Source organism: Streptomyces sp. NPDC057617 (assembly GCF_042800555.1).
Lineage (GTDB): Bacteria > Actinomycetota > Actinomycetes > Streptomycetales > Streptomycetaceae > Streptomyces.
The window spans coordinates 66583-82069 of record NZ_JBHVGV010000010.1; the positions used below are offsets into that span (position 1 = coordinate 66583).

Here is a 15487-nt window from a genome sequence, read left to right on the forward strand (position 1 = left end):
CTTCGGGGGAGGCGGAAGATGCGGCGACGGGGTGCCCGAGAAGGTCGTTACCCTGGCCCTGACCTGGGGTTCTGTCCCCCTCTGGGGCTTCTGTCCACCCCGGTCGGCGGCACAGGGTACTGCATGATCAGAAAACAGATGTACGCCATGGGAATTCTGTCCGGATTCCAGTCGTTGTTTCCTTCGGATGCAGGGCACCCGTGAGGGTGTCGCGACCTACTCAGTTCAGTAAGGGAGCTCGCATGGCAACCCGTGCCGTCGCCCGTCGTACCGCCGCCGGCGGGACGAACGCGGCAAGCAGTGTTCGCGCTGGAGGCGGGGAGATCGCCGACCGCGACCTGGTCGGCATGTACCTCGACGAGATCGCGCGTACGCCGCTGCTCGACGCCGCAAAGGAAGTCGAGCTGTCCCAGACCATCGAGGCCGGAGTCTACGCCCGCCAGATCCTCGACGGACAGGTGGAGAGCGAGGCGGGTGGCGCCTCGCGCGAGGAGCTGGAGGCGCTGGCCGCCGCGGGCGAGCGCGCGAAGGACATCTTCATACGGTCGAACCTCCGCCTGGTGGTGGCCGTGGCGCGCCGCTATCCGCGCAGCGGTCTGCCGCTGCTGGACCTGATCCAGGAGGGGAACGCGGGCCTGGTGCGCGCGGTCGAGAAGTTCGACTACGCGAAGGGCTTCAAGTTCTCCACGTACGCCACCTGGTGGATCCGCCAGGCCATCACCCGCTCCATAGCGGACCAGTCGCGCACGATCCGGCTGCCGGTCCATCTCGTGGAGGAGCTGGGCAGGATCCGCCGTGTGCAGCGGGAGTTCAACCGGGAGAACGGACGGGATCCCGAGCCCGAGGAAGTCGCCGCCGAGCTGGGCACGAACCCGGCGCGGGTCAACGATGTGCTGGACTGGGCCCGTGACCCGGTCAGCTTGAACATGTCGGTGGACGACGACGGCGACACCCAGTTCGGCGATCTGCTGGAGGACACCTCCGCCGTGTCGCCCGAGCAGTCGGTGCTGACGCTGCTGCGCAGTGAGGAGCTGGAGGACCTGATAGGCAAGCTCGACCAGCGCACGGCCTCGATCATCAAGATGCGGTACGGCATCGAGGACGGCCGGGAGCGTACGCTAACGGAGGTCGGCAAGCAGCACGGTCTGACGCGTGAGCGGATCCGGCAGATAGAGAAGCACGCTCTGCTGGAGCTGAAGAGGATGGCACGGGATACAGGTTTTGACGCGGCTGCGTGAGGACTTTTCGACGCGGCGGCGTGACGTCGCCGTCCAGTAGCCGTAGGGTCGGCCTTACTCGTACTGTTCCTCGTACGCACCGGCCGATTCATCGGCCCCCATAGACGAGCCCCGGCACCAACCCCCCCCAGGTGCCGGGGCTCACCTTTTCTCCGGGTCCGTGGTCTTCTGCTGGTCCGTCGTGCCGACGGCGGTGGCGCGGATGAGGCGGGCCGCCAGTTCGCGGAGATGCTCCGTCAGACTCGCCGGCTGACGCACGGTGAACTCGCAGTCGACCAGCGCCAGTCGCAGCGCCAGCCACTCCGGGGAGTCGCTGGTCGTGGTGCGCAGCCGGCAGGAGTCCGGGCCGGTCGGCTCGGGTGTGCCGAGATAGGCGGGGAGCCGTGCCCGTACCGCCTCCACGGGCGCCGCGAAGCTCACATCCACCTCCGTCAGCGGCTGCCTGCGGTAGATCGACCGGCTCAGAAACTGCCTGGCGTCCCCGGTCGGCACCTCCCTCGGGCTGAACCGGGCGCCGGTGGCGAAGGGCTCGTCGACCCGGTCGACGCGGAACGTACGCCAGTCCTCGCGCCCCAGGTCGTACGCCACCAGGTACCAGCGCCGGTCGGTGGAGACGAGGCGGTACGGCTCGACCTGCCGCTTTGTCTCCGTACCGGCCCCGGAGCGATAGCCGAAGCGCAGTCTCTCGTGGCCCGTGACGGCGGCGGCGATGACGGTCAGGGTGCGGGGGTCGATGGTCGCGCCGTCGCCCCGGGTGAGCGGAATCGTCGCGGCCTGGAGGGTGGAGACGCGGTGGCGCAGCCGGGACGGCAGCACCTGCTCCAGCTTGGCGAGGGCGCGTACGGAAGCCTCGTCGACACCCTCGATCGCATGGCCCGCGCCGGCCCGCAGCCCGACCGCGATGGCGACGGCCTCCTCGTCGTCGAGGAGCAGCGGGGGCATGGCCGTACCGGCGACCAGGCGGTAGCCGCCGATGGCGCCCTTGGTGGCTTCGACGGGGTAGCCGAGGTCGCGCAGCCGGTCGATGTCGCGGCGGATGGTGCGCGGGCTGACGCCGAGGCGCTCGGCCAGCTCGCTGCCCGGCCACTCGCGAGGGGTCTGGAGGAGGGAGAGCAGGGTGAGGAGGCGCCCGGGGGTATCGGTCATGGGATCCATGGTGCGGGTTAACTAGGACATGAACCGGCCTAGATGACTCCTAGCGTGCGGGGCATGAGTTCTTCGCCCGCCGTAGTGGATACGGCTGTAAGAGATACGGCTTCTGGGGCTGCTGACGGGGCTGTTGCTGGGACCGCTTCCGGGGTTGCTGCCGGGACCGCTTCCGGGGTCGGTGGTGCTGGTGGGAGTGGCGGTGCTGGTGGTGCCGGTGATGCCAGTAGTGCCCGTGGTGTCGGTGGTGTCGCGCCCGGGTCCGTCGACCGGCGGCGGTGGCTGGCGCTGGCCGTTGTGATGACCGCGGCGTTCATGGACCTGGTCGATGTGACCATCGTCAATATCGCGATCCCGAGCATGGAGCGGGATCTGGGGGCCTCGTTCGGGGCGATCCAGTGGATCACCGCCGGATACGCGCTGGCCTTTGCCGCCGGACTGATCACAGGTGGCCGGCTCGGCGATATCTATGGCCGCAAGCGGCTGTTCCTGATCGGAATCACCGGCTTTACGATCGCCTCCGCGCTCTGCGGTTTCGCCGCGAACCCGGAGATGCTGGTCGGATCCCGGCTCCTCCAGGGCGCGATGGCCGCGATGATGGTGCCGCAGGTGCTGGCGATCATCCATGTCACCTTTCCCGCTGAGGAACGCGGCAAGGTCTTCGGGATGTTCGGCGCGATCGTCGGCCTCGGCGCGGTCTCGGGCCCGCTGCTCGGCGCGCTGCTCACCCAGTGGGATCTTCTCGGCCTGGCATGGCGGCCGATCTTCCTGATCAATCTGCCGGTGGGGATCGCGGGTGTGCTGCTCGGCCGCAGGTTCATCACCGAGTCCAGGGCCCCCAAGGCGCTCAAGCTGGACCTGGTCGGTGTGGTGCTGGTGACCACCGCCCTGCTGATGCTGATCTATCCGCTCACACGCGGGCGTGAGCTGGGCTGGCCGCTCTGGGGGCATCTGTGCATGGCCGCCAGCCTGGTCGTGCTGACCGGCTTTGTGGCGTACGAGAGGCGGAAGACGCGCAAGGACGGTTCGCCGCTGGTCGAGCTGTCGCTGTTCAAGGTGAAGAGCTTCGCCGCGGGCATTGCCGTACAGCTCACCTTCGGTGTCGCCCTGGGCATCTTCTTCCTGGTCTGGACGCTCTACATGCAGATCGGGCTCGGCTGGAGCCCGCTGCGTGCTGGACTGACCGGTGTGCCGTTCTCGATCGCGGTGTCGGTGGCGGCGGGACTCTCCGTACAGAAGCTGGTCCCGCGCTTCGGGCGCGCCGTACTCCAGGCCGGGGCGCTGACGATGATCACGGGGCTGCTGCTCTACATCTGGGAGGCCGGACGGTACGGACTGGAGATCCACTCCTGGCAGATGGCGCTGCCGCTGACCGTGATGGGCCTCGGTATGGGGCTGATCGTGGCGCCGCTGACGGACGCGGTGCTGTCGGGGGTGCCACGCGAGCACTCGGGTTCGGCGTCCGGACTCATCAACACCACGCAGCAGATGGGCAACGCGCTGGGGCTCGGTCTGGTGTCGGTGGTGTTCTTCGGGGTGGTCGACGAGCGGCTCGCGGCCGGCGGTCCGGGTGGTCAGGGTGGGCCGGGTGCGGCCTTCGCGGACGGGTTCCAGCACGCGCTGTGGTGGGTGGTGGCGGTGCTCGCGGTCATCTTCGCGGTGATGTTCGCGCTGCCGGCCCGCGCGCGGGAGCGTGCGGAAGGGGCGGAGGCGGCGGAGGCGGCCTCGTGAGGGTTTGAGCGGTACGCGCGGAACGAGTCGCGTGTGCTGTCTGAGTGCGTCCGTCTTGTGTCCGTCCCATGTCCGGATCTGTTTACTTTCTGGAAATCCGGGCGTAGCGTGTCGCCGAAACCACAGGTTCGGTCATGGAACGGACGTAAAGCCAAATGTACGCACCGGAGCGCCAGCAGGAGATCCTGCGCCTGGCCCGCGAGGTCGGGCGGGTCGATGTCCTTGCGCTCGCCGAGGAGTTCCAGGTCACCGCCGAGACCGTACGGCGTGATCTGAAGGCCCTCGACCGCGCCGGGCTGGTACGGCGGGTGCACGGCGGCGCCATCCCGGCCGGGCGGCTCGACTTCGAACCCGACCTCGCCGAGCGCGAGTCCACCGCCGCCGACGAGAAGGACCGCATCGCGCACGCGGCGCTCGCCGAACTGCCGCAGGACGGCAGTGTGATCCTCGACGCCGGCTCGACCGTGGCCCGGCTCGCGGCGGCCCTTCCGCTGGACTGCGGGCTCACCGTCGTCACCCACGCGCTGCCCGTCGCCGCCCGCCTCGCCGACCATCCGGGCATCGATCTCCACCTCGTGGGCGGCCGGGTCCGGCACCGTACCCGCGCGGCCGTCGACGCCTGGGCCCTGCGGGCGTACGGCGAGATCCGCGCCGATGTCGTCTTCCTCGGCACCAACGGCTTCTCGCCCGACGGCGGACTCACCACCCCCGATCTCGCCGAGGCAGCCGTCAAGCGCGCGCTCGTCGGCGCCGCCCGGCGGGTGGTGCTGCTCGCCGACTCGGCCAAGCACGGCCAGGAGCACTTCGCGCGCTTCGGAACCCTCGCCGATGTCGATCTGCTCATCACCGACAGCGGACTCGGCGCTCCGGACGCCGCGGCGATCGAGGCCGCGGGCACCGAAGTCCTGAGCGTCTAGGGGGCTGGGGTGGAAGAACAACAGGAACGGGCGGCGGGCGCACAGAGACAAGGGCAGGGACAAGGACAGGGACGAGCGGCGGGTGCGGGCGGGCAGATGATCCTCACCGTCACACCGAACCCGAGCCTGGACCGTACGTACGAGGTCCCCGCCCTCGGCCGTGGCGAAGTCCTGCGAGCCACGGCCGAACGCATGGACCCCGGCGGCAAGGGCGTCAATGTCTCGCGGGCCGTCGCCGCGGCCGGCCGGCGCACCGTCGCCGTACTGCCGCTGGGCGGCGCGCCCGGCGCGCTCGTCGCCGAACTGCTCGCCGGACAGGGCATCGAGGTCGCCCCCGTGCCGGTCGCGGGCGCGACCCGCTCCAATATCGCGCTCGCCGAACCCGACGGCACCCTCACCAAGATCAACGCACCCGGTCCCGAACTCACCCCCGTCGAGTCGCAGTCCCTCCTCTCCGCCATCCGTACGCACGCCGGCGCCGCCGCCTGGATCGCCTGCTGCGGCAGCCTCCCGCGCGGGCTCGCGCCGGAGTGGTACGCCGAGCTGGTCGCCCGCGCACACCTCGCCGGGGCCAGGATCGCGCTGGACACCTCCGGGCCCTCGCTCCTGGCTGCGCTCCGGGAGCGGCCCGATGTCGTCAAGCCGAACGCCGAAGAACTGGCCCAGGCCGTCGGCCGCCCCCTCGCCACGGTCGGCGACGCTCTCAAGGCCGCGGAGGAACTCCGTACGTACGGTGCCAGGACCGTCCTCGCCAGCCTCGGCGCCGACGGCCAGCTCCTGGTCTCGGACGCGGGGACATACTTCGGCTCCGCGGCCGTCACCGCCGTCCGCAGCAACGTCGGTGCCGGTGACGCCTCGCTGGCCGGTTTTCTGACGGCGGGCGGCGAGGGCCCGGACGCCCTGGCCTCGGCGGTGGCGCACGGCGCGGCGGCGGTGCAGCTTCCGGGCAGCGTGATGCCCTCGCCCGCGGACCTCGATCCCGCGGCGGTCACGGTGACCGCCGACGTACCGATGGACCGCCCTCTCACGGAGCCCGCCCCATGAGCCGCCCCTCGTGTCTTCCCTTTCCCGGTGTGCCCGAACTCCCCGAACTCCCTGAACTTCCCGGTTTCCCTGGGCAGTTGATCCAGGCCGTCCCCCACCGGACAGTCCCCCAGCAGATATGCGAGCGAAGGAGCCCGCGATGAGCGAGTTGATCACCGCGGACCTGGTCGACCTCGACCTGGCCGCCGAGACAAAGGAAGCCGCGGCCCGCTCGCTGGCCGAACGGATGGTGAACCAGGGCCGGGTCACCGACCTGGACGGCTTCCTCGCCGATGTGGCCGCGCGCGAGGCGCAGATGCCCACCGGCCTCGACGGCGGGATCGGTATTCCGCACTGCCGGAGCGCCCATGTGACCGAAGCCACCCTGGCCTTCGGCCGCTCGGCGCGGGGCATCGACTTCGGCGCCCCGGACGGTCCGGCCGACCTGATCTTCCTCATCGCGGCCCCGGCCGGCGCCGACGACGCCCACCTGACCATCCTCTCGGCCCTGGCCCGCCGTCTGATGGACGAGGACTTCACCACAGCCCTGCGCACGGCCACGGACGCTACAGCAACGGCATCCCTGATCAGCGGCGACACCGAGCCCGCCGCCGCCGAACCCGGCGCCCCCGAGCCGGAGGCCGCTACGGCCGAAGCCGACGGTGAGGCCGGGCCGGACGTCCCTGTTTCCGCCGCCGAGCCGGACGCTTCCGCCACCGATCGTGTCTTCCGGATTGTCGCCGTCACCTCCTGCCCCACCGGTATCGCGCACACCTATATGGCCGCCGAGGCCCTGGAGAAGGCCGGCCGGCACGCCGGTGTCGAAGTGGTCGTCGAGCCCCAGGGGTCCGCCGGATTCAGCCGGCTCGACCCCGCTGTCATCGCCGCCGCCGACGGCGTGATCTTCGCCCATGATGTGCCGGTGCGGGAGAAGGACCGGTTCGCCGGAAAGCCCACCGTCGATGTCGGCGTCAAGGCCGGCATCAACCGCCCCGCCGAATTGATCGCGGAGGTACGCGGTAAGGCCCGTCGCGGCGAGATCACCGCCCCGGCCGCCGGGCGCGGCGGCGGGTCGCACGGTACACCCGTGGACAACGCCGGCGAGCCCGGCGAGGGGTACGGCACCAAGCTGCGCAAGTGGCTGATGTCCGGGGTCAGTTACATGGTTCCGTTCGTGGCCGCGGGCGGACTTCTCATCGCCCTCGGCTTCGCCCTCGGCGGCTACACGATCAACAAGGCTCCCTCCGTCGCCGAACACTTCGTCTGGACCGACCACACGAGCTGGGCCGCCCTGTTGTTCCAGGTCGGCGGTCTGGCGTTCAGCTTCCTCGTGCCTGTCCTCGCCGGCTATATCGCGTACGGGATGGCCGACCGCCCCGGTCTGGTACCGGGCTTCGTCGGCGGCTCCATCGCCCTCACCATCAACGCGGGCTTCCTCGGCGGTCTGGCCGCCGGTCTGATCGCCGGTGGCACCGTGATGGCCATTCAGCGGGTGAGCGTGCCCGCGCCGCTGCGGGGCATCATGCCGGTCGTCGTGATCCCCCTGGTCTCCTCGGCGGTCGTCGGTTTCCTGATGTTCCTGGTGGTCGGCAAGCCCATCGCCTCGCTCCAGAAGGCGCTCACCGACTGGCTGTCAGGCCTCTCCGGGGCCAACGCGATCATCCTGGGCGTCATCCTCGGCCTGATGATGTGCTTCGACCTGGGCGGCCCCCTGAACAAGGTCGCCTACGCCTTCGCCGTCGGCGGTCTCGCCAACCCCAATGAGGGCAGCCTCAAGGTCATGGCCGCCGTGATGGCCGCGGGCATGGTCCCGCCGCTCGCCATGGCGCTGGCCACGACCGTACGCGGCAAGCTGTTCACCCGTGCCGAACGGGAGAACGGCAAGGCCGCCTGGGTGCTCGGTGCCTCCTTCATCACCGAGGGCGCGATCCCCTTCGCCGCAGCCGACCCGCTGCGGGTGATCCCGTCGGCGATGGCGGGCGGTGCGGTCACCGGCGGGCTGTCGATGCTCTTCGAGTGCACCCTGCGGGCGCCTCACGGCGGCATCTTCGTGATCCCGCTGATCGGCGATCCGTTCCTCTATCTGCTCGCCATCGCGGTCGGTACGGCGGTGAGCACCGGTCTGGTCGTCCTGCTCAAGGGAGCCCGGAAGACGGGCCGTCCCGACCAGGGTGAAGGAGCCACCGGCCCTGACGACGCAGTCGGCATAGCCACAGCCGGCGCGACCGGCGCAACCGGGGGAGCCGGACCCGACGCCAAGGTCCCGGCGGTTCTCTGAGCCCGTTTCGCTCTGTCGTACGACCGCCCACCCCTGACGGCCGTTCGACATCCCCCTCCCCGAGTCACCTCACAGCACCCGCGCGCGGAGCTCCATGGCTTCGCGCGCGGTGCTTTCCGCCTCGTACACCTCGCACATATGGCGACCGTCCGGTGTCGCCGTGTGCTCCACCTCCCAGAGGCTCATCTCGCTGCCGTCGATCAGGAGGAACGCGTGCTCATAGAGCATGAACCCCGCGTCCTTGCCCTCGACCTGGCACTGCCGGCCGAAGACCTGGGTGATGTGGTGCGCGAAAGCCGTCTGCAGCAGTCGCGCGGTCGCCGCGCCGGGCCGGTCGGCGTTCTCGGCCCGGCGCAGCACCCGGCGCGCGTGGTCGGGGGAGTTGTCCGGGAAGTACTGCCGGGGCCTCGGCGCCTGCGGCAGCGCCCGCAGCCCGCGGAGCAGGGCCAGATGGGCGTCGATCTCGGCCGTGCGCTCGGACTCCAGCTCCGCGAGCAGACCGGCCGCGGCATCGTCCACGGGCGGTCTGCCCTCGGACGGCACCTCGCCGGGCCCGGAGACCAGGGGCGGTGCGTCGGGTCCGTCGACGGCCGACCGCGCCGCCTCGGGACTGCTGGGATGGGAGAGCCGGGCCGCGGCGAGCCGCACCTCGGACTCCTCCGCGTACAGCTCGTGCAGCCGCGCCCCGTCCCGGCCGGTGTTGTGCACCAGCTCCCACAGGGTGAGCGAACTGCCGTCGCGCAGCAGGAAGGTGTGCCGGTAGGTCTCGCGGTGCAGCCCCGCACTGTGGTGCGCGGAACACAGCGAGCTGGCGTGCGCCAGCGCATGGCCGAGCTTTTCGACCAGTGCGTCGGGCAGGTCGAAGGAGTTGAGTGCCCGACCCAGGAGTCGCTCGAGGTGCGTCTCGGTTGTCTCGTGAGGATCGTTCAAGATGGGTCTCCAGGCCGTCGCCACATGTCACTTGGTGATTGCATAACGTAGCGCCTAGGGCTGACATTGCGTCCCAGGTTTGGGAAAACGAAGGGGGCGTACGCGAAGTTCCCGTGCGCCCCCCATCAACTCGGCCTCCGCGCCGGTCAGTCGAGGCCGTACAGCTCGCCGTACGAGAGGAACGTCCCGCCGGGCCCCCGGACGCTCTTCGCCGCGCTGACGGCCCGTACGATCGCCCTGGTCACGACGTCCGCGCCGGCCGCCAGCACCTCGTTGAGGGCGAGCGGATCCCCCTTGGCGAGGGCACGTCCGCCCGTCGACAGGGCAAAAACCGTGTCCCCGTCGTTGAGCAGATGAACCGGACGGACGGCGCGCGCGATGCCGTCGTGCGCCGTCCCCGCGAGCTTCTGCGCCTGGGGTCTCGACAGTTCGGCATCGGTGGCGACGACGGCGAGCGTGGTGTTGAGCGGCGCCGGACCCTGCCGCTCGCGCAGCTCGGCCAGGCGCAGTTGCGCCGCCACATGGACCTCCGGCGCCGGATATTCCGTACGCCCGCTGAAGTAGCGCCCGTACAGCACACCCGTGAGCGGATCCACCGCCGAGCCCGCCGCGTTGGCCACGACCAGAGCGGCGACGGTGGCGCCGGAGTCCAGGACCGTGCTTGCCGTACCGATCCCGCCCTTGAGAGGTCCGACGAGGGCGCCCGTCCCCGCGCCCACAGCCCCCTCCGCGACCGGTGCCCCGCTCGCCGAACGGGCCGCAGCCTCCACCGCCGCGCGCCCCGTCGCGGCGTCCGGACGTATCCGCCAGTCCCCGCCGCGCCCCAGGTCGAAGACACCGGCCGCCGGGACGACCGGTACCACCTGGTCCGGGCCGGGACCGACCCGGACGCCCCGCCGGCGCTCCTCCAGCCAAGCGACCACACCGGAGGCCGAGTCGAGCCCGTACGCGCTGCCGCCCGTCAGCACGACCGCGTCGACGCGCTGGACGATATTGCGCGGGTCGAGGGCATCGGTCTCCCGGGTGGCCGGGCCGCCGCCCCGTACGTCCACCGCGGCCACCACCCCGCCCTGTGGGGCGAGGACGACCGTGGTGCCGGTGAGCGCACGGTCCCCTGCCACCCGGGCGTGTCCGACCCGCAGACCCGCCACATCGGTCAGTGCGTCATTGATTGCCATGAACCCCATCCGTACCACGCGTTCCTGAGGAGGCCACGAGCGTCACCCCGACCCCGCCGCCACCGTCGCCATCGCCACCAGCCCCGCGACGAGAACCGCCCAGGACGTGACGAACGTACAGGCGATCGACCCCACCGCCGACCCGTACGGTACGAGTTGCCGTACCGTACGGGCCCCGAAGCGGCGAGCCCGTGACCATCGGGCTCGCGCCCGCCGATCGCCTCGATGGAACCGTGACCCGGTGGGGCTCCGCATGGCCGCGAGCGGCCCTACGGAGGAGGCCCTCTGCCGCGCCGGTCGACTTCATGTGGACGGCAGTCCGGAGAGGCGGCTCGCGGGCCCTCAGGAGGCCCGCTGGCGGCCGGGAAGGGCGGGTCCGGACCAGCCCCCTCGCATATCCCGGCGCGGACCCCGCCCCCGTACTCTGGGGGTATGAGCACCGCCCCCACCCCCGAGCCGCCGGCCGCGGAGCCGCCGCCCAGCCGTCCCCGGGAGCCCCGGCCCCAACCGGCGTTGATCTTCGACGATCCGCTGGACCAGCAGTCCTCGGACGACACGGACAGCGGCTGGGGAGAGCGGCCCGCCGGGGGCGGCGACAGCGCCGCGGATCTCGCGTGGTTCCTGGACGAGAAGCCGCCCCACCACCTCTGAGCGCCGCTCCCGGCGCCGGCCGTCCCGGCCGCTACGGGGTGTTCTGCCCCGGCACGGTGCGCTGCGCGACCAGGGCGTCCCTGATCTCCTTCAGCACCTCCAGCTCGCTGACCTCGACGACCTCCTGAACCTCTTCCTTGGCGGCCTGCTGCCTGGCCCGCCTGGCGAGATACCTGGCCATCGGCAGGACCATCAGGAAGTACACGACCGCCGCGGTGATCAGAAAGGTCAGGGTCGCGCTCAGCACCGTGCCCCACATGATCGGAATGCCGTTGACGACCTCGCCCGCCGCGTTCGTCTCGCAGGGCGGCTTGAGACACGAGCTGTACTTGTTCAGATCCTTGGTGCCGAACGCGCCGACCACAGGATTGATCAGGCCCTTGACGATCGAGTTCACGACATTGGTGAAGGCGGTGCCGATGACCACCGCGACCGCGAGGTCGATCACATTGCCGCGCATCAGGAAGGCCTTGAAGCCCTCCAGCACGCTCTCTTTCTCCTTGCTCACGAGTGAGCCCTTCTTCACATGTGCGGTTGGAGTGACAATCTGCTCCGCAACCTAAGGCGGCGCGTGCCCGCGCTGTCCAATCCGCATACGCGATCAGGCGACGCCACAGTGCGCCAGTGCGACTCAGCACACCCCGGACCGCCCGCAGGCGGCCCGGCAGCCACCGGCTCAGCACATCGTCACCGCCAGCCGTGATGTGATGCTCGCCCCCGCCAGTGCCGTGGCGGTGGCGCGTGGCACGGACAGCACGACCAGTGCCCCGGCATCCGAGGAGATCTCCCGCGCCTCGGGGATTTCGGCCACCCGGACCCCGCTCGCCACCACCCGTGCCTCGGGTCCCGCGTCCGCCACTCCCGCCGGCCCCGGCGGAATCGCGGCGGTCGCGATCACATCGACCAGGTCGCCCCGCCGCAGCAGCCGGACCGTCTCCGCATCGGCGATACGGACCGCCGCGGTCACCATCCGCCCCCGGTGCTCGGCGGGTTGTCGCCCGGACGAAGCCGACGCCGGTGGCGGCGACGCGGCCACGGCACCGGCCGCGGCCTCCGCACGGGCGTCCGCGTCGGCCGCAGCACCGACCGCGCCGCTCGCTCCGGTGGCCGCCAGCGCGGCGGCCGTCATGGCCAGACCGGCCGCGGTCGCACGCCGCTGTCTGAGCAGGGCCCGGCGCAGCCGCTGCCCGGAACGGCGCACCCGCAGCGGACCGAACGGCGGCACAGCGCGCGGCTCCGGCGCGGCGGGAGGAGGAAGGGGGGAAAGGGGGGAAAGGGGAAGGGGCGAGGCCGAGGGAGGAGAGGAAGAAGAGGAAGCAGGGGACGGATCGCACGAGTTGTGCGAGAAGGAATGGGACATGGCGAACACCGCCTGACGTGAGGAGTTTCTGCGATCGCTCCTCACAATCCACGGTCCGGCGCGATCCCGCCGGGGCCTGTGGATCACCTACGGGTTGTGGACAACTCCGCCACCCGCACGAGTGGTTCCGGCCCTCGCCCGCTCAAATCCCGTTTCTCCGCGCATGGTTCGCGGAGGGCCGGGGCAACTCGTGATCAGGGCAGCTTGAGCCCGGTGTCGATCCCGTCCAGCGCATGCGAGCAGAGACAGTCGCGCGTCTCACTCGGCTGCAGTCCGCCCACCGCGTCGAAGAGCACGGTGCGCAGCCGGTCGACATTCTCGGCGAAGACTCTGAGGACCTCCTCGTGGGAGACCCCTTCTCCGGTCTCCGCCCCCGCGTCCAGATCCGTCACAAGTGTCATGGAGGTGTAGCACAGGCCCAGTTCACGAGCGAGCACGGCTTCGGGGTGCCCGGTCATCCCGACCACCGACCAGCCCATCGCCGCATGCCACCGGGACTCGGCTCGCGTCGAGAAGCGCGGACCCTCGATGACCACGAGTGTCCCGCCGTCCACCGGCTCCCAGCCGTGCCCGCGCGCCGCCGCCAGCGCCGCCCCGCGCCCCTCGGGACAGTACGGATCGGCGAGCGAGATATGGACGACCTTGGACGCGCTGCCGTCCGGCAGCGGCACCCCGTCGTAGTAGGTCTGTGTCCGTGCCTTGGTGCGGTCCACGAGCTGGTCGGGTACGAGCAGCGTGCCCGGCCCGTACTCCGGCCGCAGCCCGCCCACGGCGCACGGGCCCAGCACCTGCTTCACACCGACGGAACGCAGCGCCCACAGGTTGGCGCGGTAGTTGATGCGGTGCGGGGCCAGGCCGTGCGAGCGGCCGTGCCGGGGCAGGAACGCGACCTGCCGGCCCGCGATCTCGCCGAGGAAAAGGGAGTCACTGGGCGGTCCGTACGGAGTGTCCACCTGGACCTCGGTCACATCCTCCAGAAAGGAGTAGAAACCCGAGCCACCGATCACGCCGATCTCTGCGTTCGCCATCCGATCACAGTAGCCGTCCCGTCCCGGGCACACACGAAGGACCCCGGCCGCGGGAAGCGGCGGGGCCCTGCGAGAGAAAAGAGGACGACGCGGGGTCAGGCGGCCGAGGAGCCGCTGGAGCTGCCGCTCGACGCCGAAGAACCAGAGCTGGAACCCGAACCCGAACTCGAACCGGACGCGGAGGAACCGGAGGCCGAGGAGGAGGCCGACGCCGTGGTCTTGGACTCCGACGACGACTTCGTACCCGAGGAGGCCGAGCCCGACGAGTTCGCCGAAGCGGGGGCGCTGCCCGACGACGAGCCACGGCTGTCGTTGCGGTAGAAGCCGGAGCCCTTGAAGACGATGCCGACCGCGGAGAACACCTTCTTCAGGCGTCCCTGGCAATTCGGGCACACGGTAAGGGCGTCATCGGTGAATTTCTGCACCGCCTCGAGGCCCTCGCCGCACTCGGTGCACTGGTACTGATAGGTCGGCACTTGCTCCTCCTGGCACTCTCACTCAATGAGTGCTAACGACGCTCCATAGTGACGTATTCCGCGCGATCAGTCCACTGCCATCGGCACCCGGTGACTCATCCCACGCGCGGCGACCCGTTCCGGGAGCTTTGGGGCCAGCCGCGAGCGCAGTAGTACCAGGGTGGCGAGGGCCGCCACCGTACCGGCGAGCGGGACGGCGAATCCGGCGCTCGCGCCATGGGCGTCGGCGAGCTGTCCCGCGGCCGTCACCGCCGCGGCCTGGCCCAGCGCGACCGCGCCGGTCAGCCAGGTGAAGGCCTCGGTGCGGACCGAGGCGGGCACCAGCGATTCGACCAGTGTGTAGCCGGTGATCAGGGCGGGCGCGATACAGAGCCCGACCAGCAGGCCGAGCCCGGCGAGGAGCGGCACCGAGTGCACCGACCACAGAGAGGAGGCGACCAATGTCAGTCCCGAGTAACCGGCCATGAGCCTGCGGCGGGGACCGGTCTTCCAGGCGATGGCGCCGTACACGATTCCGGCGAGCATATTGCCGGCGGCGAAGATCCCGTAGAGCACACCGCTCAGTCCGGGGGTGCCGATCTCCTCGGTGAACGCCGTGAGCGAGACCTGCATACCGCCGAAGACGGAGCCGATTCCCAGGAAGGCCACGGCCAGTACCCGTACCGCGGGCACGGACAGCGCGGACCGGTGGGGCTCCGCCGAGGTACCCGTCCCGCGCCGGCCGGTCCGGGGCTGTGTCCCGCGCTGGGCGGCGAAGAGCAGTCCGCCGGCCAGGGTGAGAGCGGCTTCGGCGATCAGTCCGGCCGCCGGGTGGACGCCGGTGCACAGCGCGGTCGCGAGCACGGGCCCGATGACAAAGGTGAACTCGTCCGTCACGGACTCGAAGGCGGCCGCGGTCGGCAGCAGGGAAGCGAGGGAGGAAGAGGAAGGAGATGAGGCAGCCGAGGCCCGTGAAGCAACCGAGGCCCGCGAAGCATCCGAAGCCCGCGAGGCAGCCGAAGCGCCCGTGGAGCGTGTCCCCGAGTCGGTGCCCGCCGCCGGCCCGGACCCGGCGCCCAGCAGGGCGGCCCAGCGGGCCCGGACCATGGGGCCGATCTGCGGGACGGAGGCGCCGGTGGGGACGGCCGCGGCGAACAGCGCCCACAGAGGGGCGTCCGCCAGGGCGAGCACGGTGAGCGCCGCCGCCGAGCCGGTGTGGATCAGGACGCCCGGTATCAGGACCGCGCGCTGTCCGAACCGGTCCGCCAGCCTGCCGCTCCGGGGTGCGAAGAGAGCCATGGAGACACCGGTCACCGCGGCGACGGCTCCGGCGCTGCCGTACGAGCCCGTGGTGTGCCGGACCAGAAGGACGATGCCGATCGTCAGCATCGCGAAGGGCTGCCGGGCGGCGAAACCAGGAAGGAGGAATGTCCAGGCGCCGGGGGTACGGAGGAGCTGCCCGTAGCCGGGGCGGCGCGGGGCTCTGCCACTGGGCGGTGCGTCGGTGCCGACCGTGTTGCGGGACACGGCCCTTGCCTTTCTGCCGCCTGGT

The 15487-nt window shown here is 70.9% G+C and carries 14 protein-coding genes; 6 read left to right on the forward strand and 8 right to left on the reverse strand.

The genetic code is table 11. The features are described 5' to 3' along the window. Nucleotides 1-242 precede the first annotated feature (242 nt). Entirely contained in the window at nt 243-1238 is a 996-nt protein-coding gene (locus tag ACFU9P_RS24360; RefSeq protein WP_384084362.1) for an RNA polymerase sigma factor RpoD/SigA, read from the forward strand. A 141-nt stretch (nt 1239-1379) separates the two neighbouring features. Here ACFU9P_RS24360 and ACFU9P_RS24365 read toward each other — a convergent pair whose 3' ends face one another. Continuing rightward, a complete protein-coding gene (locus tag ACFU9P_RS24365) occupies nt 1380-2384 on the reverse strand; it encodes a helix-turn-helix transcriptional regulator (RefSeq protein WP_384084365.1) in 1005 nt (334 codons plus the stop codon). A 282-nt stretch (nt 2385-2666) separates the two neighbouring features. Here ACFU9P_RS24365 and ACFU9P_RS24370 point away from each other — a divergent pair, with 282 nt between their 5' ends. From ACFU9P_RS24370 to ACFU9P_RS24385, 4 genes are all read left to right on the forward strand, one after another. Next, nucleotides 2667-4115, forward strand: coding sequence for an MFS transporter (locus ACFU9P_RS24370; RefSeq protein ID WP_384084777.1), 1449 nt, complete (start codon nt 2667-2669; stop codon nt 4113-4115). 155 nt (nt 4116-4270) lie between these two features. Beyond that, a complete protein-coding gene (locus ACFU9P_RS24375) occupies nt 4271-5032 on the forward strand; it encodes a DeoR/GlpR family DNA-binding transcription regulator (RefSeq protein ID WP_384084368.1) in 762 nt (253 codons plus the stop codon). Nucleotides 5033-5128: 96 nt separating this feature from the next. Beyond that, nucleotides 5129-6076, forward strand: a complete 948-nt coding sequence (pfkB, locus tag ACFU9P_RS24380) for a 1-phosphofructokinase (RefSeq protein ID WP_384084371.1) — start codon at nt 5129-5131, stop codon at nt 6074-6076. Between the two features lie 139 nt (nt 6077-6215). Continuing rightward, nucleotides 6216-8333: a fructose-specific PTS transporter subunit EIIC gene (locus tag ACFU9P_RS24385; protein ID WP_384084374.1), complete on the forward strand. Its 2118-nt coding sequence runs from the start codon at nt 6216-6218 to the stop codon at nt 8331-8333. Nucleotides 8334-8402: 69 nt separating this feature from the next. On the opposite strand, the gene ACFU9P_RS24390 is transcribed toward ACFU9P_RS24385, so the two are convergent. Together ACFU9P_RS24390 and ACFU9P_RS24395 are read right to left on the reverse strand one after the other, a co-directional pair. Then, nucleotides 8403-9263: a DUF6227 family protein gene (locus ACFU9P_RS24390; protein ID WP_384084376.1), complete on the reverse strand. Its 861-nt coding sequence runs from the start codon at nt 9261-9263 to the stop codon at nt 8403-8405. 146 nt (nt 9264-9409) lie between these two features. After that, nucleotides 9410-10441, reverse strand: coding sequence for a P1 family peptidase (locus ACFU9P_RS24395; RefSeq protein WP_376377591.1), 1032 nt, complete (start codon nt 10439-10441; stop codon nt 9410-9412). A 432-nt stretch (nt 10442-10873) separates the two neighbouring features. Here ACFU9P_RS24395 and ACFU9P_RS24400 point away from each other — a divergent pair, with 432 nt between their 5' ends. Continuing rightward, complete coding sequence (locus ACFU9P_RS24400; RefSeq protein ID WP_384084381.1) at nt 10874-11092, forward strand: hypothetical protein; 219 nt, start codon at nt 10874-10876, stop codon at nt 11090-11092. 31 nt (nt 11093-11123) lie between these two features. On the opposite strand, the gene mscL is transcribed toward ACFU9P_RS24400, so the two are convergent. From mscL to ACFU9P_RS24425, 5 genes are all read right to left on the reverse strand, one after another. Continuing rightward, nucleotides 11124-11600 (reverse strand): large conductance mechanosensitive channel protein MscL, encoded by a 477-nt coding sequence (gene mscL / locus ACFU9P_RS24405; protein ID WP_376377595.1) that lies wholly within the window; start codon nt 11598-11600, stop codon nt 11124-11126. 168 nt (nt 11601-11768) lie between these two features. Next, on the reverse strand, nt 11769-12317 hold the full coding sequence (locus ACFU9P_RS24410; protein WP_376377597.1) for a hypothetical protein: 549 nt from the start codon (nt 12315-12317) through the stop codon (nt 11769-11771). A gap of 329 nt (nt 12318-12646) precedes the next feature. Then, nucleotides 12647-13480: an S-methyl-5'-thioadenosine phosphorylase gene (locus tag ACFU9P_RS24415; RefSeq protein ID WP_376377599.1), complete on the reverse strand. Its 834-nt coding sequence runs from the start codon at nt 13478-13480 to the stop codon at nt 12647-12649. Nucleotides 13481-13575: 95 nt separating this feature from the next. Then, nucleotides 13576-13956, reverse strand: a complete 381-nt coding sequence (locus ACFU9P_RS24420; RefSeq protein WP_384084386.1) for an FmdB family zinc ribbon protein — start codon at nt 13954-13956, stop codon at nt 13576-13578. Nucleotides 13957-14022: 66 nt separating this feature from the next. Next, nucleotides 14023-15462: an MFS transporter gene (locus tag ACFU9P_RS24425; RefSeq protein ID WP_384084389.1), complete on the reverse strand. Its 1440-nt coding sequence runs from the start codon at nt 15460-15462 to the stop codon at nt 14023-14025. Nucleotides 15463-15487: the final 25 nt, after the last annotated feature.